The sequence below is a fragment of the Mediterraneibacter faecis genome (assembly GCF_055383675.1).
Map to the genome: position 1 here is coordinate 3,033,089 of NZ_AP043803.1, position 22,296 is coordinate 3,055,384.

Here is a 22,296-nt window from a genome sequence, read left to right on the forward strand (position 1 = left end):
TTCTGTCTGTATCGGCTCGCTGCCGGCCGCAGCTTGTTGTAAACAGTAACCTCGGTTTAGCCAACTTTTAATTTGAATTTCTGAATCTCTTTTTCACTGGACACTTTCTCAATGATTCCACCCAGACTTCTGAGTTTCTCTTCAAAGCGTTCGTATCCTCTCTGGATATAAACAATATCATCTACGATCGTAATTCCTTCTGTTGCAAGTCCTGCGATGCAAAGCGCAGCTCCTGCACGAAGATCCGGCGCGCTGACTCTTGCTGCTGTAAATTTCTCAACACCCTCGATCGTTGCTGAATTGCCTTCAACTTTGATATTCGCACCCATACGTGCCAGCTCATCTAAATATTTAAAACGATTCTCGAAGATACTTTCTGTGATCGTACTTGTTCCCTTTGCGAGTGCAAGCACAACCCCGATCTGTGGCTGCATGTCTGTCGGATATCCCGGATATGGTAATGTCTTCACCTGTGTACTTGTCAGACGTCCCTTAGCCACTACACGGACTGCATCGTCAAATTCTTCCACTTCACATCCGATATCTACCAGCTTGGAGATCGTTGCATCTAAATGCTTCGGAATCACATTGAGCACTGTCACATCTCCGCGTGTTGCTGCAGCGGCAAACATAAATGTTCCTGCTTCGATCTGATCCGGAATGATGGAGTACTCTGCCTTGTGCAGGGACTTCACTCCACGGATCTTGATCACGTCTGTTCCTGCACCACGGATATTTGCTCCCATGCTGTTCAGGAAGTTCGCTACATCTACAACATGTGGCTCTTTCGCTACGTTCTCCATGATCGTAAGACCGTCAGCCATAGCTGCTGCCATCATTACGTTGATCGTTGCACCTACAGTCACAACATCGAAATAAAGATGTGTTCCCTTCAGCTCTTCCGCCTCTGCAACAATCTTACCATACTCAATGTCTACATCTGCTCCAAGTGCACGGAATCCTTTCAGATGCTGATCGATCGGTCTGCTTCCGATATTGCATCCTCCCGGAAGTGCTACTTCTGCTCTCTTGTATTTTCCAAGAAGTGCACCTAACAAATAATAAGACGCTCTGATCTTCTTAATATAGTCATAATCAATACTGAAATCTCCAATTGTATTTCCATTGATCTTTACTGTATGTCTGTCAATTCTCTGTACCATTGCACCGATTCCCTCGATTGCCTCCAGCATGACATTAATGTCATTCACATCCGGAAGATTCTCAATCAAAACCGGTTCATCTGCCATGATTGCAGCTGCAAGAATTCCAAGTGCCGCATTCTTAGCTCCGCCGATTTCAACTTCCCCAACCAGCGGATTACCACCCTTAATAATATATTGCTCCATTTTGCACCTCAATTGTCCGATTCTGTATTACTTCCCACAGATTCTGTGTTCAGTAACGATTTATTCTTGTGTCTTTATCTATACGAAAAGAACTATCTATCTTAATTACAATATAATCCATACATAACTATAACACAAAATCTTTCATTGTGGAATCCCCTTTTTCTATGACGGTAATATTCACGCTTTATTTTGAGAGTAATTCTCAATAGTATCAAGTACATTTTCTATTGTTTCTTCAATCTGACAGCCCTCTTCACTGATTGTCACATCTGCATACTTCTCAAAAAGGACTTTTCGCTCGTCATACAGGTCTTTTAATGTCTGACCGTCCTTCAAAACAACTCCTCTTTTTTGAGGATTTCTGATTCTCTTCTTTATTGTCTGATAAGAAGCATGAAGATATACAACAATTCCGATTTCTTTGAAATGTTTCATTGCTTCCTCGCAATAGACAACACTTCCGCCCGGAGAAATAACCGCATTTTCTGCTTTTATATCACGATTTACCTGATTTTCGATTTTTAAAAACCCATCATCACCGACTTCTGCTATGATTTCACGCAGAAGCTTTCCTTCTTGTTCCTGAATCAGAAGATCTGAATCTATGAAACCTTTTCCAAGTCTTTTTGCTACTACAATACCAACTGTACTTTTTCCGACAGCCGGCATACCGATAAATATAAGATTACTTTTCATCTGTATCTGTTCCCTTCTTCTGAATCCGTTTCTTTTGTTGTAATCTGAATGATTATATCATAGATTTTCCTGGCAATGAACAATAACTGTAAATTTTTTGTTTCCTTTTTCTCTGTTCTCCCCTGCGTCGGTAGATTTCCTGATACAACAGGACTTCCGCCAGATTTCTTAACATCCGTTCTTCCCCGGCAAACATTTTCTCCTGCTTTTTTACATTTTCGCAAATTCTGTTGCACATGATGCGTAGCTGCAATTTATCCGGGTAAACGTCAAACATCACACTCCCCGTGTATTCCATCCTGTCACATTCCTCTTCGACATAAGGCAGTATTCTCTTTGGAAGATCCGGATACAGGCTTTTCATATACTCCAGGTCTGTCCTTTCTGCTCTCTCATCATATTCTGTCTGTATCGGATAGGCCATATAATAAGGCAATTTCTGGTACATATTGCTCACTCCCACTGACAATAAGTTGTGCCGTCCCTGCTATCCACATTCCTGTTGATTGCAGCTTATAAATCCGGCGGCTATATATAACTACTATATGATCTTCCTTACTCAACTGTTACTTTCACACAGACTCTTCATTTTACGATCTAAAAGAAAAAGAAGTCCTGACTTTTCCGCCGGACTTCCTTGCCTGTAAATTCATTATTCACTTTCTCTTAAGATTCTGAGAATCTCCAGTCTGGTCTCCCCAACGCCAATCACATCTTCTCTCTGAACCTCTGTCGGACGATCTACCAGGATTCCATTCAGATATGTTCCATTCTTGGAACCATCATCCATCAGATACAAACAGTCACCTCTCTGTATGATCACACAGTGCTGCTTGGATACCCTTCCATCCTCATGCAGTGGAAGATACTTCTCATAATTGTCATTCCTCTTTGCTCTTCCGATTCCCACTTCATCATAGAATATAAAGCTATATTTCTGCCATGTATCCAGATCTTCCAGTATAATCTTCCACTGTCTTCTCTTTTTAGAAGAACGCTTCGCTGAATCCACAGAACTGTTCTGCCCTGAACTGCGTCTCTTCTTTCCCTGCGGCTGATCCTCTTCCTCTTCTGGATCATATCCCTGATCTGCCTTGTAACGCTTTCCTTTCTTGGATTGCTTTCTCCGCTCTGCGTCCTGTGCCTTATTCTTTTTTACACTTATAAATGTACTGCAAAGAAGTGCGATACTTCCTAAAATCAGCAGTACCATAATCGCCCAATACCACATATGCATTATCACTCCTATCTGAATCTTAATCGTACTATATTTTTACGTTCTCGGCAAGCATAACATGTATCTTTTTGTCGAATTATGTGATAAAATAAGTAGAAACAGTGAAAATAAGTGATTTTTAGAAGAGGTAATATCATGGAAAGAAATGAATTGTGCTGGTGCGGCAGCGGCAAGAAGTATAAGAAATGCCATATGCCGATTGAAGAAAAGATAATGATGCATGCTGAACGTGGTGAGATTGTTCCGACACGTAAGATTTTAAAAACTCCATTCCAGATTGAAAAGATCAGAAAAAGTGCTGAGCTTAATACAGCGATCCTGGATGAAGTAGCAAGACAGATCCACATTGGAATGAGCACACAGGAGATTGATGACATCGTATATCGTTTCACAAAAGAACACGGTGGTATCCCAGCTCCGCTCAATTATCAGGGATTCCCTAAGAGCGTGTGTACTTCTATTAATAATGAGATTTGTCACGGCATTCCGGATGAGAATATCATTCTGGAAGAGGGAGATATTATCAATGTTGATGTATCCACTATTCTTGACGGATATTTCTCTGATGCCTCCCGTATGTTCAAGATGGGAAAAGTATCTGAACGTGCAGAGCGCATCGTCCGCGTCACAGAAGAGTGTGTGAAGCTTGGACTTGAGGCTGCGAAGCCTTGGGGACATTTAGGTGATATCGCAGATGCGATCAATACACATGCCCGTGCAAACGGATACTCTGTTGTAGAGGATATCGGCGGACACGGTGTCGGTCTGGAATTCCATGAAGATCCTTTTGTCAGCTATGTGACACCAAAGGGAAGTGAGATGCTTCTCGTTCCAGGTATGATGTTCACGATTGAGCCTATGATCAACGAAGGCAGCCCTGACTTCTTCGTAGATGAGGACAATGACTGGACTGTTTATACAATGGATGACGGTCTTTCTGCTCAGATTGAGTACATGGTACTCATCACAGAGAATGGTGCAGAGGTTCTGACAAAATAATAATACCAGGATCCCAACATCAAAACAAATACGGGATGAACAGATGTTAAAACTGCTCATCCCGTATTTTTATTATTCTTGTATAATGCTCTTTCTTTATCTGCAAAATACCGTTCCACTTCTTACGGCATCAACCTCAATGCTTCTGCCGGCTTTAATACGATTGCTGAATGAGATCCCATATTCAGGACAATCTCTCCATCTTGTACGATATACTCGTCATATTCTGTCGTATAACCGTTTTCATAAGAGTAGATCAGTCGTTTCATCCGTCCTTCCATCTCTACACCCGCATACCATACCGGTACGGTCACTGTACGAAGTTCATCACTGTTATTCACAACAACGACAATCTGTTCACCCGCTTCAAATCTTCCATAGGCCAGCAGATTTTCATCCGAAGCCAATAGCTTGATAGAACCCTTTTTCAACGGCTTCTCTTCCTTGTGGATACGGATCACTTCTTTGTGGAATGCCTGAAGTTCTTTGTCTTCGTTCCCCCATGGGAAAGTTCTCCGGTTATCCGGATCGGTGAATCCACAAAGTCCTGCCTCATCACCATAATAAATCGTCGGCGCACCAATCCAGGTCATCTGCATAATAACCGCTTCTCGTAAGATTGCCTTATTCACATCCTTTTCAGCTGCTTCTGTTCCAAGCTGTGCCACACGTCCTGCCTTGTGGTTCGTACGTGTCAGGAAACGAGAATGGTCATGGTTGGAAAGTTCATTCATTGCCATCTGAAGAGATGGTGTCAGCATACTTGCCATAAAATGACGCATCGCTCCGACAAAGTTATCAGCATTTCCACACAGATCCGGACGATATTCATCACTATGCTTCTCCATACCAGTCAAAAACCAGGTCAGCGGTTCCATAAATGCGTCATAATTCATAACGCTGTCCCACTCATCTCCCTGGAGCCAATCCTGCGGATCTCCATAATGTTCTGCCAATATAATTGCATCCGGATTCGCATCCTTAACTTCCTTTCGGAATCGCTTCCAGAAGATATGGTTGTATTCATTACTGAATCCAAGGTCCGCCGCAACATCAAGACGCCATCCGTCTACGTTGTACGGCGGTGATACCCATTTTCTTCCGATATCCATAATGTACTGCTCAAGCTGTGGTGAATCCTCATAATCGAGCTTTGGCAGTGTATCATGTCCCCACCAGCCATCATATGTTCCGTTATAAGGCCAGAGCTCATTTCTCGCATCATGGAACAGGAAAAAGCTGTTATATGGACTTTCTTTACTTACATATGCTCCCTTTGGATAGTCCGGCTGCGGCTCATAGATACGTTCTCTGTCCATCCATTTGTTAAAAGAGCCACAATGATTGAATACACCATCCAGAATTACACGCATTCCTCGCTTATGCATCTCTTCTACCAGTTTGATAAACAGCTGATTACTTGCCTCAAGGTTACGGATATCTCCTGTGCGTTGCTGATACTTTGTCGCATGGATATTATCCTTTGCACCTACCGGAAGTACTTCTCCGTCATCCACAACAATCTTTCCATAATGCGGATCTATGTAATCATAATCCTGAATATCATACTTATGATTCGACGGAGAAACAAACAACGGATTGAAGTAAATAACTTCAACTCCAAGATCCTGCAGATAATCCAGCTTATCTAAAACACCCTGTAAATCCCCGCCGTAAAAATTACGGATATCCATTGCCTCCGGTGCCTGATTCCAATCCTTCACCTTGCGGCTCGGTGCCCCAATATAAATATATTCGTTATCCTCCACATCATTTGTCGGATCTCCATTATAAAAGCGATCGACAAAGATCTGGTACATCACAGCACCTTTCGCCCACTCGGGTGTCTTAAATCCCGGCGAAATAATAAAATCATAATAGTTTTCTTTTTTCCCTGTTATTCCATACCTACTATAAAAACAGATTTCTGCTCCCTGCTTGATTTCAAAACAATATCTTAAGATATCCTCACCAAGCTGATACTCAATCTCGTAAAAGTCAAATTCACCGTTCGTACGTGTCTTCCACATAGGATACTCCTGTTCTCCGATGTGAAGTTTCACTTCATCAACATCATTGTGTGCCGTACGAAATCGCAACACTACTTTTTCATTTATCTCAGGCTCTGCCGGACAGACATAATCACCTGTACCGTCACAAAACAGTGCTTCTCTATTCACCTGTTTAGCCTCCTTTAACTCAATTCTTAAAACTATCTAAAATAAAATACCCCCGGCCAACACGGGATTGCCCGCCGGCAGAGGGTATCTTATCCTAAATACATATAATGACTACTATCCTTCAACCTCACTGTCTGCAAACAGTGCTTCGAATTCACTTCTTGTTATCTTTTCCTTCTCAAGAAGCAGTTGTGCACACTTCTCGAGTACCGGATGATACTCCTGAATAAGTGTACGCGCTTTCAAATAACACTCATCAATAATACGTTTCACTTCTTCATCAATCGTTCCGGCCACTTTTTCGCCATACCCTCTTGATGTATGACCGAAATCACGTCCAATGAATACTTCATCGCTGTCATTATCATAATTGATCAGTCCCAGTCTTTCAGACATACCGAACTTCGTGATCATTGATTTTGCAATTGCTGTTGCCTGCTTGATATCCTGGGAAGCTCCCGTTGTGATATCATCAAAAATCTCTTCTTCTGCAACACGTCCGCCAAGGGAAACTGTAATTTCCTGAAGCATATGCCCCTTTGTATTGAACATATCATCCTTCTCCGGAAGCGGCATCGTATATCCGCCGGCTCCGCCTGTCGGAATGATAGATACACTGTAAACCGGTCCTACATCCGGAAGCAAATGGAACAAGATCGCGTGTCCGGCTTCATGATAAGCTGTAATCCTGCGTTCTTTCTCAGAAACGATACGGCTCTTCTTCTCCGGACCGATTCCGACCTTCACAAATGCATGACGGATATCAGACTGCTGAATGTACACCCGGTTCTCCTTCGCTGCCAGAATTGCAGCCTCGTTGAGAAGATTCTCAAGATCTGCTCCTGAAAATCCTGCCGTTGTCTGGGCAATCTGCTTCAGATCCACATCATCTCCAAGCGGCTTATTTCTCGCATGAACTTTCAGGATCTCTTCTCTGCCGCCTACATCCGGACGTCCGACAAGAACATCACGGTCAAATCTTCCCGGTCTTAAGATTGCAGGATCCAGAATATCCTTACGGTTTGTCGCTGCCATTACGATAATGCCTTCATTTACACCAAATCCATCCATCTCTACAAGGAGCTGGTTCAGGGTCTGCTCACGCTCATCATGACCACCGCCAAGACCGCTTCCGCGGCGTCTTGCGACTGCATCGATCTCATCAATAAATATGATACATGGTGCGTTCTTCTTCGCATCCTGGAACAGATCACGGACACGGGAAGCACCCACACCAACAAACATCTCAACGAAATCTGAGCCCGAAATGCTGAAAAATGGTACTCCTGCCTCACCGGCTACAGCCTTTGCAAGAAGTGTCTTACCGGTTCCCGGAGGTCCTTCTAAAAGAACACCTTTTGGGATACGTGCTCCAACCTGGATGTATTTCTTCGGATCTTTCAGAAAATCTACGATCTCCTCCAGTTCTTCCTTCTCTTCTCTCAATCCTGCAACATCACGAAATGTAACCTTGATCTCATTCTTCGTACTCATCTTTGCGCGGCTCTTTCCAAAGTTCATCGCCTTAGAATTTCCCCCGCCGTTCTGACGGCTCATCAGGAAAAAGATCAGAAATACTCCACCAAGTGTGATCAGCATCGGAACTACAACTGTTGTCAACATAGAATCCTTCGGTACATCCGAAAGCCTGTACTCCACCTGATTCTCTGTCAGAAGCTTCTCTACCTGCTCAACATCTGACACATTCACTTTCCTTGTATTACCATCATCTTTCAATGTAACAGAGACGGTTCCTGTCGGAACTGCACTGTTCTGATTGATGTAGACATCAGAAACATTTTTTTCCTGTACTGCAGAGACAAAGGAGGTATATGTCATCTCCTGCTGATGCATCTGAAGCTGGTTCGCCATCCACAGAACCACAACAAGGATCACAACAAAACTGATGATCGTTGCCCCACTCAGACCTCTGCTTTTTCTGTCATTATTCAATTTATTATTGCTTCCTTTCTATTCTGCGACTTCTACTACTCCGATGTATGGAAGATTTCTATACTTCTGTGCATAATCCAGTCCGTATCCAACTACGAACTCATCCGGAATCTCAAATCCTGTCCAGTCTACGTGCACATCTTTCACACGGCGGTCTGGTTTATCAAGTAATGTGCAAAGACGGAGACTTGCCGGCTTTCTCTGACGAAGTACGTCCATCAGATAATACAGTGTATTACCGGAATCAATGATATCCTCCACGATCAATACTTCCTTATTCTCAATAGACTCATCCAGATCTTTCGCAAGTCTTACAACACCACTGGACTTTGTTCCGTCTCCATAGCTTCCAACACACATAAAGTCCATAGATACCGGAACTGTAATTCTCTTTGCGAGTTCACACATAAAGAATACTCCACCTTTCAGAACACAGATCAGATGGATCTGCTTTCCTTCATACTCTTTACTGATCTTTTCTCCGAGTTCACGGATTCTTGCATCTACTTCTTCCTCTGAAATTAACACTTTAATCTTCTCAGCCATTGTTCTATTCCTCCATAATCTTTATCTTAAGAATCTTTTTCGTCTGGTCTCCCACCTGGTAGTACGAACTCATCCTTCTGCCCGGAATCCATACGATGTGGCTTTCCTCTGCGATCAGAAGCTGTCTGTCCCGTTCTTCTTGCGGAATTTTCTCATCAATAAAGTAACTCTTCAGCTTCTTTTTCTTTCCTTCCCCATCAATTGTAAAATAATCTCCGGGTCGTCTGTATCTCACACAGAGACTGCTTTTTATTATATCATAATCAAAGCATTTCGTGTAGCTTTTTTGTGGTATCTCTTTTGCTGAATTCTTCTCATTTTCACCGCTGATTGTACAGCAGATTTTCAAATTTGTTCCCGGGATCTGTGCTTCTCCCGGAATCTGAAGCTGTAGAACAAAATTACTCTCTTCTTTTCTTTTCTCTTTCTGATGTACAGATGTAACTTTTTTATCACCTTTTGTAAGCAGAACTCCCTCATACATTCTTTTGGCTGTAACACTATACGGAAGATCGATCTGCCGTCCTGTCTGCCGTTCAAACAGTTGCAGTACCGCCAGGATATGCCTGCTTTCAATATCTTTCTGTGCCCCTGCCACTTCACTTACTGATCTTTGGATCAGTAATTTCTTTATCACAGGATCAAGGTGTTTCATTTCCTCTGCCTTGAGAAATATTTCTTTCCTGCTTTGAAGTCCGTCTGTCTGTTTTGCACAGATATTCCATGCCTGATCTGTCTGTTTTTCCAGATATTCATAGATTTCTTCTGCCTGTTCACTGAGCTTCACAAAATGTTCTACCGTCCTTGTATTAACCTGTTCTTCTAATGTCGGAATTACATGATGACGAATCCGGTTCCTTGTGTATTCATCTTCCTGATTCGTTTCGTCAACACAATATCTGATGTCACACTCTTTCAACCACTGTTCAATCTCTTCCCTGGACAATTCCAGAAGTGGGCGGATCCATTTTCCATACACTGGTCTTATCCCACACAATCCGCGAAGCCCGGTTCCTCTTGCCATGTTAAGAAGCATTGTTTCTGCATTGTCATTACTATGGTGCGCTGTTGCAATCTTTGTCCCGCCCTGTTCCTTACAGAGTTGTTCAAATGCCTGTCTTCGCACATATCTGCCTGCTTCCTCCAATGATTCTTTCCGCTTTTTTGCAATTAATTCCACATTTTCATGAAATGCAAAAAAAGGAACCTGCATTTTATGACAAAGCATTTCCACATATGCCTCATCCTGTGCAGCCTCCTCCCCGCGCAGTTCATGATTCACATGGCAGACAAGCACCTGAAATCCCAGCTTTTCCTGCAATGAACAAAGTGCCATCAGCAGACATACAGAGTCTGCGCCACCCGATACACCTATGACAATCCTGTCCCCTTTTTCTATCATATGATATTGTCTGATATAGTTTTCAATCTTTTCTAATCTTTTATCCATCATACCTCAACTATACGTTAACGGTTACTTCTATGTCAATGACTACTTTCTGCATTTCCACAAAGCTGCAACCAAAACTGACATATCATCCTCCGGTTCTTTTCCTGTCCAGTTAAGTACCTGCTGTAAAATGTGTCTGGCCAGTTCCTTGGGGTTTCGTATTTCCGTTCCTTTTATGATTGTTTCAAGAAGGAAGTCCTGCTCTCCTACCGGAAGTGCATCCAGCACTCCATCTGTCAGCATGATCACATACGTCCCATCTGTCAACTGCCGTTTCACGGAATCTATTTCAAGTGAATTCATCACTCCGATTGGAAGGCTTGTCGATGTCAGATGCTCAATCTGATCCTTTCTTCGGATAAAAGTTGAGGATGCGCCTGCCTTGATCAATTCGCATTCCCCTGTATACAGATCAAACACTGTAAGGTCGATCGTAGAGTAATGGATTTCTTCTCTTCCGCAGACCAGTGTTGTATTGATCATCTGGATCGCAGTCTTTTCCGGAAATCCCGCTTCCAGAAGTTCTTCGAGAAGTTCTATCACAAGTGTGCTTTCCCGACAGGCAGCCTGCCCACATCCCATGCCATCTGACAATGCAACTCCCCTTTTACCACCCGGAAGATCCATCATCGTGAAACTGTCCCCTGAAATATTACTGCAGCCTTTTCCGATTCTTGCTATTCCGGACATTGTGTAATAGGATGGTCCTTCTCGGAAGACCACTGTTGTATAATCCGCTCCGATCAACTGCGCCCCTTCTTTTCCCGGAATCAATCTTCTTCCTGTCAGATTACTCAGAATCCCTGCCAGACTTTTTACCGGAATCTTTTCCGCTTTCCAGGTGCGCATCGTCAGATGCAATTCATATTTTCCCTCTCCATTCACAAGAAAATGCATGGAAAGTACACGTATTCCTTTTCTTTTCAATTGAGACAGGATCCGTTTCCCCAACCTTTCATCTGTAAATATGCTGTCTTCCAGATTTTTCGCCACATTTTGCAGCATATCTGCAAATAGATCAAGCTGGGCTGCACACCCTTCCCGGCTTCTTGCAATACGATTGATCCAGATCATATTTTGTCTTGCTTCGTGAAAACTGTCAAGCATCCCCCGATAAAACCGCGGAGCCATAATGCAGCGCTGCATCAGTTTTCTTTTTGTCTCTGCATCCAGTTCATTTCCATACTGATCCACTGCTGCAAGAATCTCGTATCCCATCTGATACATCTGAATATAGTTTTCCCCCCAGCACCAACTGTTTTTCTCACATTTTTCACACACTTCTTCTCTTACGCAGGCAAACATTTCATCAATCTCTTCTTCTGAAAATGTCTGCTTTTTTTCTTCTAATTTCAAAAATGTTTTCGCTAACTGTTTTAATGAAACTGCAAACTTATCAATCTGTTCCACATATAGACTACTATGTAATACCTGTCCATTTTCCATTTCCATCCCCCCTCGTTACTCAACTGTGAGAAACACGCTCCGCGAGTTTCTCAAGTTATCGCGACAGTCGCCAAGGTCTCGTGCAAGCACGGACTTTGGCTCGTTGTTCGCGTAAAAGAAAAACTCCAGGAGAACTTTCTCTCCCGGAGTTATCTTTCGTAAAATTCTGTATCCGTCTTTCACTGACTTTGCAGATTCGATTACTATTCACTTGATTGGTTTAAATACGATTTCATTCGGATCAACAAGATTCAGCTTATCTTCTGCAATCTCTTTCATGTAATCATCTGTCTGTACATACTGCTCGTATTCTTTGATCTCTTCTGCTCTTGCCTGCTCACTTTTGATCTGTGTCTTCAATTCTGCTTCCTGCTGTTTATACGCTATATTCTTTGCATGAAGCTTTACTGCACTCACTCCCAGCACACCGGAAAGAAGACACAATACTGACAAGATCATAAGAACGCTTCTTTTGTACGGACTCGGACGTCTCTGCTTTGTATAACTGCACCGTCCAGTCACTCTTTTTTTCTTTGCCATCTAAAATTCACCCTAAAATAATACACTCTTAACGTTACCGGGAAATCAATCCTGCCTTCACTGACGGAGTCCCCCTATAAACTTCCCAATTATCAACATTCTATCTGTTTTTTCTAATAATTTCAAGGTTTTTCCTTGTTTTTTTGTGTATTTTTTCTCCAGACGAAATCAGTTTCTGAATAACGGCAACGCCAAATACAAGACCTAGTAGAAAATACCATCTGATACTACCATACGTAGTTGCATATATCTGTGAGAAAATATATGCACTCATAAATATCCAGTAGAACAGATCCTCGATTCCTTTCACCAGATTATTATGTATTATCATTTTCCTTAAAAAAATCAGGATCTCGTACCCAGCCCGGACATTCACACCCGTAAGACAGGCACAGAAGAAGACAAGCAGTTCTTTTTTTATATTTAGCATCTTCTTTCTTCCTCACTTGAACATCTTTGTCCAAAAGCTTTCTTCCTGTTTCTTTGCCTGCGAAATATTAGAATATGAAACACTATCTATTGTTCCCGACAAATCTACTTCTCCCTTTTCCACACTGAGACGGTTCACATGCAAGTCTGTTCCTTTTACTAACAGCATTCCCTGCTCTGTTTCCAGAAGAATCTCATTCAGATCAAAAGACAATACATCCAGAACACCTGTCACCATACTTGTCTTCCGGTTATTAACCACCAGCTTATGAGCCTTTACAGTCTTTTGCTGTTCCTCCATCCGCTGCACCTCCCTCTTCTCTGGCATACCCCACAGTATATTACTGGAACCAGATAACGGTTCCCTGTACTTTTCTATATATATGTCAGAGCTTTTCTACTTATTCCTGACAGATAAAGGTTTTATAGATGTGTCTCCAAAACTGCTTTATCGTACAATATACAGAAAGGCAGGGAATATCTCACTTTGTAAAATATTCCCTGCCTTTCTAAGATTACTGAAAACAATAACCATTGATTGACTTATACATTCCTGTCGTCTGACAGACTTTACAGGTATTTGAATAAGTCCTTTGCTTCTTCTTTTTTTGTTGTCTCCTGCAGTTCAAGAACCTCAACCTTAACGGTTCTCGTTCCAAACTGAATCTCGATCACATCTCCCGGCTTTACCTTCACAGATGCTTTCGCCGTCTTTCCATTCACCAGCACACGTCCTGCATCACAGGCTTCGTTTGCAACAGTTCTTCGTTTGATCAGACGGGAGACTTTTAAAAACTTATCCAGTCTCATATATTCTTCTACAAAATCCCCTGAACTAGTTGATTGCGTCCTTTAATGCTTTTCCAGCTTTGAATTTAGGAGCCTTGCAAGCTGCAATTGTCATAGTTTTTCCTGTCTGTGGGTTTCTTCCTTCTCTTGCTGCTCTCTCGCTCACTTCAAATGTACCAAATCCAACAAGCTGTACTTTATCTCCGGCTTTCAGCTGCTCTGTTACAACATCAACAAATGCCTTTAATGCTTTCTCAGAATCTTTCTTGGAAATCTCTGCCTTTTCAGCTACTGCTGCAATAAATTCTGTTTTGTTCATGGATTATGTCCTCCTTTATTGTACTCAAATACAATTCTATTCCTAGTTTTATTTATTCAGGTTGCAAGTCTGCACGATAACTTGCCTCAAACCCTTATGTACTGTTATAACGGTTTCCCTGTTGTTTGTCAAGATAAATCCACATTTTCCGCGGTTTGCGGAGCTTTTTTATTCGAAGATTTCTCTCAAAAACACTTCTTTCTCCTTCGTCTGTTCTACTGCTGTCTGCAGCTTCTCTACACTCTTTTCCGGAAGCCATGCTTTATTTGATCTGGAATAAGCACTTGCTGTCTTCCAGAACTTTTCCGGATAGGCCAGTCGAAGACAAAGATACTCTCTTTCATCTGGTTTTAATTGCCGTACGCTTTCATATGCTTCTAATATATTTTGTCCTGTTTTTTGTTTCCAATGGTATTTTTCCATTACTTTTCTCAAAAGGTAATATAAATCATCTACTTGTATTCCGATTCGCATCCGCTCAAAGTTTGTTATCACCTCATTTTCCGGAAGGATCATGACATTATGATAATTATAATCTCCATGAAGCATTTTCCTTTCCCGTATACTTCTTTCATATAGATTCTGGCAACCAGACCGCTCTATCTGCTCTGTCACCTTTTCTGCCTGCCATGCAATTTCTTCATAATGCTTCAGATAATAGGATTCGAATTCATTTTTTGCAACCCGTTTTCTGATAAATGACCGCACTTTTTTCATTTCCCTGTTACGACGTTTCATTTCTTCCAATGGATTTTTACTTAACAATGGTGACAACTTTGTCCAGTCCATTTTCTTTTCTTCACAAACTGACTGCTGTGTATTCTGTGGGATTTCCTGCACCTCTTCTTTCTGGAATTTCTGAAATATTTCTTTCTCCTGCAAGTCCGGCTCATACCACTGAAATTCCAGATGAAGCTCTCCCAGTTTTCTTGCTGCCCGGAAAATATCTTCCTCTCTCTTCAGATTACACTCTTCCCCCGGATACCATTTTTTCATCAAATATCTTGTTCCATCTCTGGAATTCTGCACCAGATTCCCTTCTTTACTGAACACAGGTGTATCCACCAGATATCCCTGCTTTTCTAATCGGTTTAAAATAAGATACAATAAAGGGACGCGCCTCTCCGAGATCTTTGTCTCTTTCAGAAGCATCGTCCCTTCTTTTGTATCGCAATAAAATGCACCTCTGATCCGCCGGGTGCTATTCACTTCAAGTTCGTACTTTTCCAGTACTTCCATCTCATATTCTCTCATGGCTGCCCCCTGTCCCATTGACCTGGATTATTATTCTTTTCCAGTTACCAGACTTTTTACTGTCGGTTTTAACAGCAACCGACAACGATTTCTTTCTAATCTATGAAAGGGACAACCTGAGTATTCTCTTTTTCTTCCGGTATTTTCTACTTTTCTTTTTCCATTTTTTCTTTCACGTACTTACAAAGATTCTCTTTCGTGTTCCGTTCCGGATCATCCAGCACATATTCCAGCAGTTCACTGAGCATTGCACCGAGTTCGCGTCCCGGCTTCATCCCCAGTTCCATCAATTCTCTTCCGCTCACCGCAAGCTGTCGAAGAGTCACGCACTGATTCTCCATCAGGATCTGTTTGTAAAGATTTCTTATCTCTACGATATTTTCAATCTTTTCCCTTCTCATGTAAGTGCTCTGTGATTTTGCATCTGCAAGACGCACTGCGAGATAGTATGGGAATAATTCAACACCGATCCGATTCATTGCACGACGTACATTCGCCGGTGTTGCTTCCATCCGGTAATCATGATAGCAGACCAGCTTCGTTACAATGCGAATCGTCTCATTGTCAAATTTTAATCGCTTCAAAACTGTACGGGCAATTTTCTCGCTTTCCAGAGCATGTCCTTTGAAATGATCGTTTCCTTTCTCATCTGTTGTCTTCATTGCCGGTTTTCCCATATCATGGAACAACATTGTAAGACGAAGGTATTTATCTCTCTTCACATGTTTCAATGTATGAAGTGTATGCTCTGCCACATCGTACTTATGATGTATTGTATTCTGTTTTACTCCTACCATGGCGTCCCATTCTGGAAGGACCACCTTTGTAATTCCAAGTTCACAGGCATCCTGAATGCGCTCCGGATGTGGAGACGTCAGAAGTTTCACGAGCTCTGTCTGAATACGTTCTGCACTAATATTCTTAAGGTTTGGTGCAAGCTCCTTCACTGCTTTGGCAGTATCAGGTTCAATCGGGAAATCCAGCTGTGCTGAGAAGCGTACCGCACGAAGGATACGAAGTGCATCTTCTGAAAATCTTTCCCTCGGATCTCCAACGCAGCGGATCAGATGATGATTCAAATCCTGCATTCCACCAAACACGTCTACCAGCCGGACATCATCATTATATGCCATCGCATTGATCGTAAAATCTCTTCTGCGAAGATCTTCTTCCAGACAATTGGTAAAGCGGACTTCCTTCGGATGACGGCTATCCTCATATGCACCGTCAATTCTATAAGTCGTCACCTCATAACTGTCTTTGCCAATCATTACTGTAACTGTTCCGTGTTCTATTCCTGTATCAACCGTCCGGCGAAATATTTCCTTGATTGCTTCTGGTTTTGCCGACGTTGTGATATCCCAGTCCTGCGGTTTTCTCGCCAAAATAGAATCTCTCACGCAGCCACCTACTGCAAATGCATCATATCCTGCAAGTTGCAGATTATTAATGATAAACAATACCTTCTTTGGTAATTCTATCTTCATTTACTACTTCCTTCCTATATTAGTAAAAGTTCCTTTTTCTCTCTATTAACAGATTAATATTATAACTGTTCTTTCTTGTTGTCTCAACTATTTTAGCACAGTTTTTCTTCTTTTATCAGCATAAAATCAAAAGGATTTCCATGAAATAGAAAACAGGCAAACTCTCTTCTATTGAAAGTTTGCCTGCTCATAATAAAGTTCTCTACTCCATCTCTCTTAAAAATGTGCTGAATCTCACTCCGTCCTCTGCCGCATCTGCCAGATTCACACAGCTGTTTCCGATTCTTTCCACATTATGTAGAATCTCATTGAATGCAGCCGTAAGTCCTGCCTTACATTTTCCTTTGTGTACACGTTTAATATGTCCTTTTCTGATATCTCCGTCCATCTTGCGGATCTTTTCTTTCATCTTGACAAGATTTTCAGCCTCATTTGCCTCTTCGTTATTAACCATTTTCATGACCATATTGTACATTTCACTGACAAGTTCCATGCTCTTCTGTATATCCTTTGATGCTTCTTGTGAAAACTGTACCCTTTCTTCTTTTGCACTCTTCTTGTCCTTTTTCACAAGCTTTTCTGTCTGCATGGAAACAGCGACATTTTTCGTAAGTTCACTGATTCTGTCAATATCGATCAATACATACTGAAGCTCTGCTGCTCTTGCCGCCTGCTGCTCTGTCATAACTCCGGCGGCTGCCATCTCAGCCAGATAATCTGTGATCTTTCCTGTAAGTTCAGCTGTCACTTCTCTGCTCTTTACAAATTCTTCAACAGAAGCACCATCTCCACTATCAATCTTTTCTGCTGCCTTTTTCAGCGTCACGCCTACCTGCTCTCCGCAATTCATCAATTCTCTTACTGCAAGCTGTAATGCAACTGTAGGCTGACTGATCAGTTTGTTATCAAGAAATTTTGGCTGCACTGCATTGACTTCTTTCACTTCTCCGTCCGGGATCAGACACATTACGATTTTCACCATAACTCCAACAAGCGGTACCCAGATCAGCGTCATCACAAGGTTGAAAAATGTATGCGTATTCGCAATCTGTCTCGAAATCACTTCAATCTCCGGTCCCTTAGGGGAAATATACTGGATAAACGCTGCCAGTGGTTTTACGAACCAGATAAACAGGAAGCATCCTGAAATATTAAAGATACAGTGTGCAAGTGCTGTTCTCTTCGCATCCTTCGGCTGACCAATACTTGCCAGAAGTGCTGTGATCGTTGTTCCGATATTGTCACCGAAAAGAATCGGAATTGCACCGGCCAGACCAATGATACTTGTCACGCCATCTGCACCCGGCTGAGCTGCAAAATTCTGGAGTACTGCGATTGTTGCACTAGAGCTCTGCACCACAACAGTCATTAATGCACCAACAGCAACTCCAAGGATTGGAACGTCTGCCACTTTGCCGATCAGCTCAGTAAAAATTGGGCTTGAAGCCAATGGTTTCATAACAGATCCCATTGTCTCGATTCCAAGGAACAATAAACCAAATGCAAAAATAGTCATTCCGACATTTTTCACACGTTCTGATTTAGAAATAAAATATACGATAAATCCAATAAAAATGATTGCATAAATGTAGTCACTCAACTTAAATGCAATCAGCTGTGCTGTCATTGTTGTACCGATATTGGCACCAAAAATAATAGAAATTGCCTGTGGCAGTGTCATCAGTCCTGCACTTACAAAACCAATCGCCATAACCGTCGTTGCACTTGAACTTTGCAGTACGGCTGTAACAAGCATTCCCGCAAGTGCTCCCATTACAGGATTTCTCGTTAAAAGTGACAGGATTTTCTTCATTTTTTCTCCTGCCGCTTTCTGAAGACATTCACTCATCATATTCATTCCATAGATAAAAACCGCCAGGCCACCAAGCAGCCCGAAAACAATCTGTATGTTTTCCTTCATTTTTCTTCCTCCAGATCCTCTCTCATGTCTGTTTTCAATTACAAATCACTGTCTTGCATCTGTTTTTCAAACGCAGTGCTTTTTTCTTCTTTACATATCCGAGATTATCATGGCTTTATAAAAAACTCTGTGAAGTTATGTTAAATCTATGTTAAATAGCGAAAATTTTATTAAAATCCCTTTTAAATAATGTTAAAACCAGGTTAGTTATCTATAACTTTCTTATTCTTTGCAGTCTTTCACTTCAAACGATAAACCGGACTGGTTTTCCACATTCGATATAGAAAAAAGAGTGTTATCCACACACTTTACTGTTCATGTGTGAATAACACTCTAAAACTTCTTTATATTATTACAGTTCGCAGTTGTTTACTGTTCTTGGGAATGGAATGACGTCACGGATATTAGACATTCCTGTCAGATACATTACGCATCTCTCAAATCCAAGTCCGAATCCTGCATGTCTTGTAGAACCATATTTTCTCAGATCAAGGTAGAATCCATAATCTTCTTCCTTAAGTCCAAGTTCTTTCATTCTTCCAAGAAGCTTGTCATAATCATCCTCTCTCTGGCTTCCTCCGATGATCTCTCCGATTCCCGGTACAAGACAGTCTACAGCTGCTACTGTCTTACCATCTTCGTTCATCTTCATATAGAAAGCTTTGATTTCCTTCGGATAATCTGTAACGAATACAGGACGTTTGTATACCTGCTCTGTCAGATAGCGCTCATGCTCTGTCTGAAGGTCGCATCCCCAAGATACTTTATAATCAAACTTATCATTGTTTTTCTCAAGGATCTCTACTGCCTCTGTATATGTTACACGCGCAAAGTCAGAGTTCACTACATTATGAAGTCTGTCAAGAAGTCCTTTATCAACGAAAGAGTTGAAGAAGTTCATCTCTTCCGGTGCATTCTCAAGTACATAGTTGATCACATACTTCAACATAGCCTCAGCCAGTTCCATAGCATCCTCAAGATCTGCAAATGCGATCTCCGGCTCGATCATCCAGAACTCTGCCGCATGTCTTGTTGTGTTAGAGTTCTCTGCGCGGAATGTCGGTCCAAATGTATAAATATTACGGAATGCCTGTGCATAAGTCTCTCCGTTAAGCTGACCACTTACTGTAAGGCTTGTCTCTTTCCCAAAGAAATCCTGTGTATAATCTACAGTTCCATCCTCATTCTTCGGAACATTGTCCATATCCAGTGTTGTAACACGGAACATCTCTCCTGCACCCTCACAGTCACTTCCTGTGATCAGCGGAGTGTGTACATATACAAATCCTCTGTCCTGGAAGAACTGGTGAATCGCATATGCTGCCAGAGAACGAACTCTGAATACAGCCTGGAATGTGTTTGTTCTCGGACGGAGATGAGAAATTGTTCTAAGATACTCAAAGCTGTGACGCTTCTTCTGCAGTGGATAATCTGGCGCAGATGCTCCTTCGATCACAACCTCTTCTGCCTGGATTTCAAATGGCTGCTTAGCCTGTGGTGTCGCTACCAGTGTACCCTTAACAATGATTGCTGCTCCTACATTCAGCTTGGAAACCTCAGCGAAGTTCTCCATCTTATCATGATATACAATCTGTAATGTATCAAAATAAGATCCATCATTCAATACGATAAATCCGAATGTCTTAGAATCTCGAATGCTTCGAATCCAGCCTCCAACTGTTACCTCTTTGTCCAGATATCCCTCTCTGTTCTTAAATAACTCACGAATTGTTGTCAGTTCCATACCATTTACTCCTTCAAATAATTCTTCTATCTTTTTCTATTATCAGAATCTTCAAACAGATGCCTCCCGGCAGTCTTAACAGTTATTATAACACTCCAGGAGCGCAGAGTAAATAAGAAACAACTGATATCACTATGTATTTCATCTATTTTCTCAGTTTTTCCAGTTCTGCCCTCAACCGGATCAGTTCCTTTTCCGCCTCCTCAGCACGTTTTCTTTCAGCTTCCATCTCATCTTTTGTTCTCTGCATCTCTGTCTCCAACGATTCTTTCTCCGCTTTCGTCTCCTGCATTTCTGCCTTCATTGTGAATGATGTCATCAAAAATGTCAAGGCAAATAAACGTGTACTCCTGTAAAAGGTTCAGTTCTATTCCTGAATCACTTTGTTGCTGAAACCGATGAATATAAATGTCCTTTGAAAAACTCTTGAAAACACTATTACTTTTTTCAAATAGAACTATCGTATATACTTTTTTTATGTCTCGATAATGAAACTTTTTTCCTAATTCTCTTCTTACTCTTTTATACTGTCTTAATAACATATCAGCCGAATAACATGCACTACGCTCCCCTGGAAAAAGATATCCGATAGTGCTTCTCCTTCTGTTTTTTACTCCCGGCCAGAAGTAGATATAGAATAATTTGATGCACTTGAATTTTCAATGTGTTTTTTGTTCGTAACTCATCTTTTTTGTTGATAAAATGAGGATATCTTTTTTCTACACAAAACAATATTTTTCTAAAATTTTCCACATGAATAACTTTATAAACATATTTTGCATAATTACTATTGCTTACGGATGCTTATAAACCGTACAAATAACTGTCCTAAAGCAATAAAAATCCCGAATTTTGTATCTATATATAAACATGCCTTTCCACTCTTGAAATCCAATATTTTCTAGTATAAAATATTCTCGTTAAATTCTTGACGAATAGCAATATAACAACGGCAGTTCTTTTACTGTGTTACCATTCAAAGCAAGAGAGCTGCCGAATTACAAAAGAATAAGGAGTTATATCATGGACAATCATTTTAACACTCCCGCAGAAGTCATTGATCTGAGTATCAAGGCCTGCGAGAACAAAACCCGTCTTCCACTTGGAAAAATGATTCTGCTCGGCATCATGGCCGGTGCGTTTATTGCTTTCGGCGGTGCTACAAGCAGCACAGCAGCACACGCAGTAGAAAATGTTGGCGTAGCAAGAGCTCTTGCCGGATGTATCTTCCCTGTCGGACTGATGCTCATCGTATTTCTCGGCGGCGAACTTTTCACCGGAAACTGTCTGATCATCATGGATGTATTTGACAAACGTGTCACATGGGGCGGATTATTCCGAGATCTTTTCATCGTATTTTTCAGTAACCTGGTCGGTGCTCTTTGCGTGGATCTACTCATTGTATACAGTGGAAACCTGAACTACTCAGGCGGGCTTCTCGGTGCTTATACAATCAAAGTTGCTGTTGGAAAGATTGCAATTTCACCACTGCAGGGAATCACTTCCGGAATCTTATGTAATATCCTGGTATGTCTTGCAGTACTGATGGCTACTTCCGCAAGAGATATTGCCGGTAAGGTATGGGCAATTTTCTTCCCAATCTGTGCCTTCGTAGTCGGCGGATTCGAACACTGCGTTGCCAATATGTTCTATATCCCGGCTGGTATCCTTGCTTCACTTAATCCGGCTTATGTTGCGAAAGCAGAAGAAGCTTACGGAATTACAGCTGAACAGATTGCGACACTGACACCACTTCACAGCCTTGCAAACTTTATTCCGGTTACACTTGGAAATATGCTCGGTGGTATGATCTTTGTCGGACTTCCGCTGTATCTGATTTATAAAAAGAACTGGGAAAATAAATAAGGACTATTTTAAAGAAAAACTCATGTGAATTTCTTCTAACGAACTCACATGAGTTTTTTCTATCTCTGAGATTGTTGGCGTAGGTACT

At 41.6% G+C, this 22,296-nt stretch carries 21 protein-coding genes; 2 read left to right on the plus strand and 19 right to left on the minus strand.

Annotated elements, in window-relative coordinates; genetic code table 11:
- Positions 1-56 precede the first annotated feature (56 nt).
- The 4 genes from ACZ47Z_RS14355 to ACZ47Z_RS14370 form a co-directional block, all read right to left on the minus strand.
- On the minus strand, positions 57-1,349 hold the full coding sequence (locus ACZ47Z_RS14355; RefSeq protein WP_054752850.1) for a UDP-N-acetylglucosamine 1-carboxyvinyltransferase: 1,293 nt from the start codon (positions 1,347-1,349) through the stop codon (positions 57-59).
- A 180-nt stretch (positions 1,350-1,529) separates the two neighbouring features.
- On the minus strand, positions 1,530-2,048 hold the full coding sequence (locus ACZ47Z_RS14360; protein ID WP_054752847.1) for a shikimate kinase: 519 nt from the start codon (positions 2,046-2,048) through the stop codon (positions 1,530-1,532).
- Positions 2,049-2,100: 52 nt separating this feature from the next.
- Positions 2,101-2,496 (minus strand): hypothetical protein, encoded by a 396-nt coding sequence (locus ACZ47Z_RS14365; RefSeq protein WP_270376523.1) that lies wholly within the window; start codon positions 2,494-2,496, stop codon positions 2,101-2,103.
- Positions 2,497-2,700: 204 nt separating this feature from the next.
- Positions 2,701-3,285, minus strand: coding sequence for an FHA domain-containing protein (locus ACZ47Z_RS14370; RefSeq protein WP_243005340.1), 585 nt, complete (start codon positions 3,283-3,285; stop codon positions 2,701-2,703).
- A gap of 135 nt (positions 3,286-3,420) precedes the next feature.
- Here ACZ47Z_RS14370 and ACZ47Z_RS14375 point away from each other — a divergent pair, with 135 nt between their 5' ends.
- Entirely contained in the window at positions 3,421-4,284 is an 864-nt protein-coding gene (locus tag ACZ47Z_RS14375) for a methionyl aminopeptidase (protein WP_117579224.1), read from the plus strand.
- 122 nt (positions 4,285-4,406) lie between these two features.
- On the opposite strand, the gene ACZ47Z_RS14380 is transcribed toward ACZ47Z_RS14375, so the two are convergent.
- The 15 genes from ACZ47Z_RS14380 to ACZ47Z_RS14450 all read right to left on the minus strand — a co-directional run bounded on the left by ACZ47Z_RS14380 (position 4,407) and on the right by ACZ47Z_RS14450 (position 20,646).
- Positions 4,407-6,464, minus strand: coding sequence for a glycoside hydrolase family 13 protein (locus tag ACZ47Z_RS14380; protein ID WP_117825178.1), 2,058 nt, complete (start codon positions 6,462-6,464; stop codon positions 4,407-4,409).
- Between the two features lie 114 nt (positions 6,465-6,578).
- Entirely contained in the window at positions 6,579-8,417 is a 1,839-nt protein-coding gene (gene ftsH / locus ACZ47Z_RS14385; protein WP_055157063.1) for an ATP-dependent zinc metalloprotease FtsH, read from the minus strand.
- Between the two features lie 18 nt (positions 8,418-8,435).
- Positions 8,436-8,963, minus strand: a complete 528-nt coding sequence (hpt, locus tag ACZ47Z_RS14390; protein ID WP_015529986.1) for a hypoxanthine phosphoribosyltransferase — start codon at positions 8,961-8,963, stop codon at positions 8,436-8,438.
- A gap of 4 nt (positions 8,964-8,967) precedes the next feature.
- Positions 8,968-10,416, minus strand: coding sequence for a tRNA lysidine(34) synthetase TilS (gene tilS, locus ACZ47Z_RS14395; RefSeq protein WP_117825176.1), 1,449 nt, complete (start codon positions 10,414-10,416; stop codon positions 8,968-8,970).
- Positions 10,417-10,455: 39 nt separating this feature from the next.
- On the minus strand, positions 10,456-11,859 hold the full coding sequence (locus ACZ47Z_RS14400; protein ID WP_464525685.1) for a SpoIIE family protein phosphatase: 1,404 nt from the start codon (positions 11,857-11,859) through the stop codon (positions 10,456-10,458).
- A 207-nt stretch (positions 11,860-12,066) separates the two neighbouring features.
- On the minus strand, positions 12,067-12,399 hold the full coding sequence (locus ACZ47Z_RS14405; RefSeq protein WP_054752843.1) for a septum formation initiator family protein: 333 nt from the start codon (positions 12,397-12,399) through the stop codon (positions 12,067-12,069).
- A 100-nt stretch (positions 12,400-12,499) separates the two neighbouring features.
- Positions 12,500-12,829 (minus strand): spore cortex biosynthesis protein YabQ, encoded by a 330-nt coding sequence (gene yabQ / locus ACZ47Z_RS14410; protein ID WP_117916631.1) that lies wholly within the window; start codon positions 12,827-12,829, stop codon positions 12,500-12,502.
- A gap of 12 nt (positions 12,830-12,841) precedes the next feature.
- Positions 12,842-13,129 (minus strand): sporulation protein YabP, encoded by a 288-nt coding sequence (gene yabP, locus ACZ47Z_RS14415; protein ID WP_015529981.1) that lies wholly within the window; start codon positions 13,127-13,129, stop codon positions 12,842-12,844.
- A 269-nt stretch (positions 13,130-13,398) separates the two neighbouring features.
- A complete protein-coding gene (locus tag ACZ47Z_RS14420) occupies positions 13,399-13,638 on the minus strand; it encodes an RNA-binding S4 domain-containing protein (RefSeq protein ID WP_015529980.1) in 240 nt (79 codons plus the stop codon).
- Between the two features lie 25 nt (positions 13,639-13,663).
- Positions 13,664-13,936: an HU family DNA-binding protein gene (locus tag ACZ47Z_RS14425; RefSeq protein WP_015529979.1), complete on the minus strand. Its 273-nt coding sequence runs from the start codon at positions 13,934-13,936 to the stop codon at positions 13,664-13,666.
- Positions 13,937-14,104: 168 nt separating this feature from the next.
- Positions 14,105-15,190 carry a protein kinase family protein gene (locus ACZ47Z_RS14430; RefSeq protein WP_054752837.1) on the minus strand — a complete coding sequence of 362 codons (1,086 nt, stop codon included), beginning with the start codon at positions 15,188-15,190 and terminating at the stop codon, positions 14,105-14,107.
- A gap of 146 nt (positions 15,191-15,336) precedes the next feature.
- Positions 15,337-16,677, minus strand: a complete 1,341-nt coding sequence (locus ACZ47Z_RS14435) for a CCA tRNA nucleotidyltransferase (RefSeq protein ID WP_015529977.1) — start codon at positions 16,675-16,677, stop codon at positions 15,337-15,339.
- A 202-nt stretch (positions 16,678-16,879) separates the two neighbouring features.
- Positions 16,880-18,598, minus strand: coding sequence for a Na/Pi cotransporter family protein (locus ACZ47Z_RS14440; protein ID WP_117541440.1), 1,719 nt, complete (start codon positions 18,596-18,598; stop codon positions 16,880-16,882).
- 352 nt (positions 18,599-18,950) lie between these two features.
- The gene (gene asnS, locus ACZ47Z_RS14445) at positions 18,951-20,342 is read right to left on the minus strand and encodes an asparagine--tRNA ligase (RefSeq protein ID WP_464525686.1); all 1,392 of its coding nucleotides are present in this window, start codon (positions 20,340-20,342) and stop codon (positions 18,951-18,953) included.
- 145 nt (positions 20,343-20,487) lie between these two features.
- The gene (locus ACZ47Z_RS14450; protein WP_155492233.1) at positions 20,488-20,646 is read right to left on the minus strand and encodes a hypothetical protein; all 159 of its coding nucleotides are present in this window, start codon (positions 20,644-20,646) and stop codon (positions 20,488-20,490) included.
- Positions 20,647-21,365: 719 nt separating this feature from the next.
- Between ACZ47Z_RS14450 and ACZ47Z_RS14455 the strand changes: the two genes are divergently transcribed.
- Positions 21,366-22,208, plus strand: a complete 843-nt coding sequence (locus tag ACZ47Z_RS14455) for a formate/nitrite transporter family protein (RefSeq protein ID WP_055147018.1) — start codon at positions 21,366-21,368, stop codon at positions 22,206-22,208.
- The last annotated feature ends 88 nt before the right edge of the window (positions 22,209-22,296 follow it).

What these genes read in the sequence shown, in the direction of transcription:
- ACZ47Z_RS14355 (WP_054752850.1), bottom strand. Translation starts at nt 1,349, where the DNA reads ATGGAGCAATATATTATTAAGGGTGGTAATCCGCTGGTTGGGGAAGTT.
- ACZ47Z_RS14360 (WP_054752847.1), bottom strand. Translation starts at nt 2,048, where the DNA reads ATGAAAAGTAATCTTATATTTATCGGTATGCCGGCTGTCGGAAAAAGT.
- ACZ47Z_RS14365 (WP_270376523.1), bottom strand. Translation starts at nt 2,496, where the DNA reads ATGTACCAGAAATTGCCTTATTATATGGCCTATCCGATACAGACAGAA.
- ACZ47Z_RS14370 (WP_243005340.1), bottom strand. Translation starts at nt 3,285, where the DNA reads ATGCATATGTGGTATTGGGCGATTATGGTACTGCTGATTTTAGGAAGT.
- ACZ47Z_RS14375 (WP_117579224.1), top strand. Translation starts at nt 3,421, where the DNA reads ATGGAAAGAAATGAATTGTGCTGGTGCGGCAGCGGCAAGAAGTATAAG.
- hpt (WP_015529986.1), bottom strand. Translation starts at nt 8,963, where the DNA reads ATGGCTGAGAAGATTAAAGTGTTAATTTCAGAGGAAGAAGTAGATGCA.
- tilS (WP_117825176.1), bottom strand. Translation starts at nt 10,416, where the DNA reads ATGATGGATAAAAGATTAGAAAAGATTGAAAACTATATCAGACAATAT.
- ACZ47Z_RS14400 (WP_464525685.1), bottom strand. Translation starts at nt 11,859, where the DNA reads ATGGAAAATGGACAGGTATTACATAGTAGTCTATATGTGGAACAGATT.
- ACZ47Z_RS14405 (WP_054752843.1), bottom strand. Translation starts at nt 12,399, where the DNA reads ATGGCAAAGAAAAAAAGAGTGACTGGACGGTGCAGTTATACAAAGCAG.
- yabQ (WP_117916631.1), bottom strand. Translation starts at nt 12,829, where the DNA reads ATGCTAAATATAAAAAAAGAACTGCTTGTCTTCTTCTGTGCCTGTCTT.
- yabP (WP_015529981.1), bottom strand. Translation starts at nt 13,129, where the DNA reads ATGGAGGAACAGCAAAAGACTGTAAAGGCTCATAAGCTGGTGGTTAAT.
- ACZ47Z_RS14420 (WP_015529980.1), bottom strand. Translation starts at nt 13,638, where the DNA reads ATGAGACTGGATAAGTTTTTAAAAGTCTCCCGTCTGATCAAACGAAGA.
- ACZ47Z_RS14425 (WP_015529979.1), bottom strand. Translation starts at nt 13,936, where the DNA reads ATGAACAAAACAGAATTTATTGCAGCAGTAGCTGAAAAGGCAGAGATT.
- ACZ47Z_RS14430 (WP_054752837.1), bottom strand. Translation starts at nt 15,190, where the DNA reads ATGAGAGAATATGAGATGGAAGTACTGGAAAAGTACGAACTTGAAGTG.
- ACZ47Z_RS14435 (WP_015529977.1), bottom strand. Translation starts at nt 16,677, where the DNA reads ATGAAGATAGAATTACCAAAGAAGGTATTGTTTATCATTAATAATCTG.
- ACZ47Z_RS14440 (WP_117541440.1), bottom strand. Translation starts at nt 18,598, where the DNA reads ATGAAGGAAAACATACAGATTGTTTTCGGGCTGCTTGGTGGCCTGGCG.
- asnS (WP_464525686.1), bottom strand. Translation starts at nt 20,342, where the DNA reads ATGGAACTGACAACAATTCGTGAGTTATTTAAGAACAGAGAGGGATAT.
- ACZ47Z_RS14450 (WP_155492233.1), bottom strand. Translation starts at nt 20,646, where the DNA reads ATGAAGGCAGAAATGCAGGAGACGAAAGCGGAGAAAGAATCGTTGGAG.
- ACZ47Z_RS14455 (WP_055147018.1), top strand. Translation starts at nt 21,366, where the DNA reads ATGGACAATCATTTTAACACTCCCGCAGAAGTCATTGATCTGAGTATC.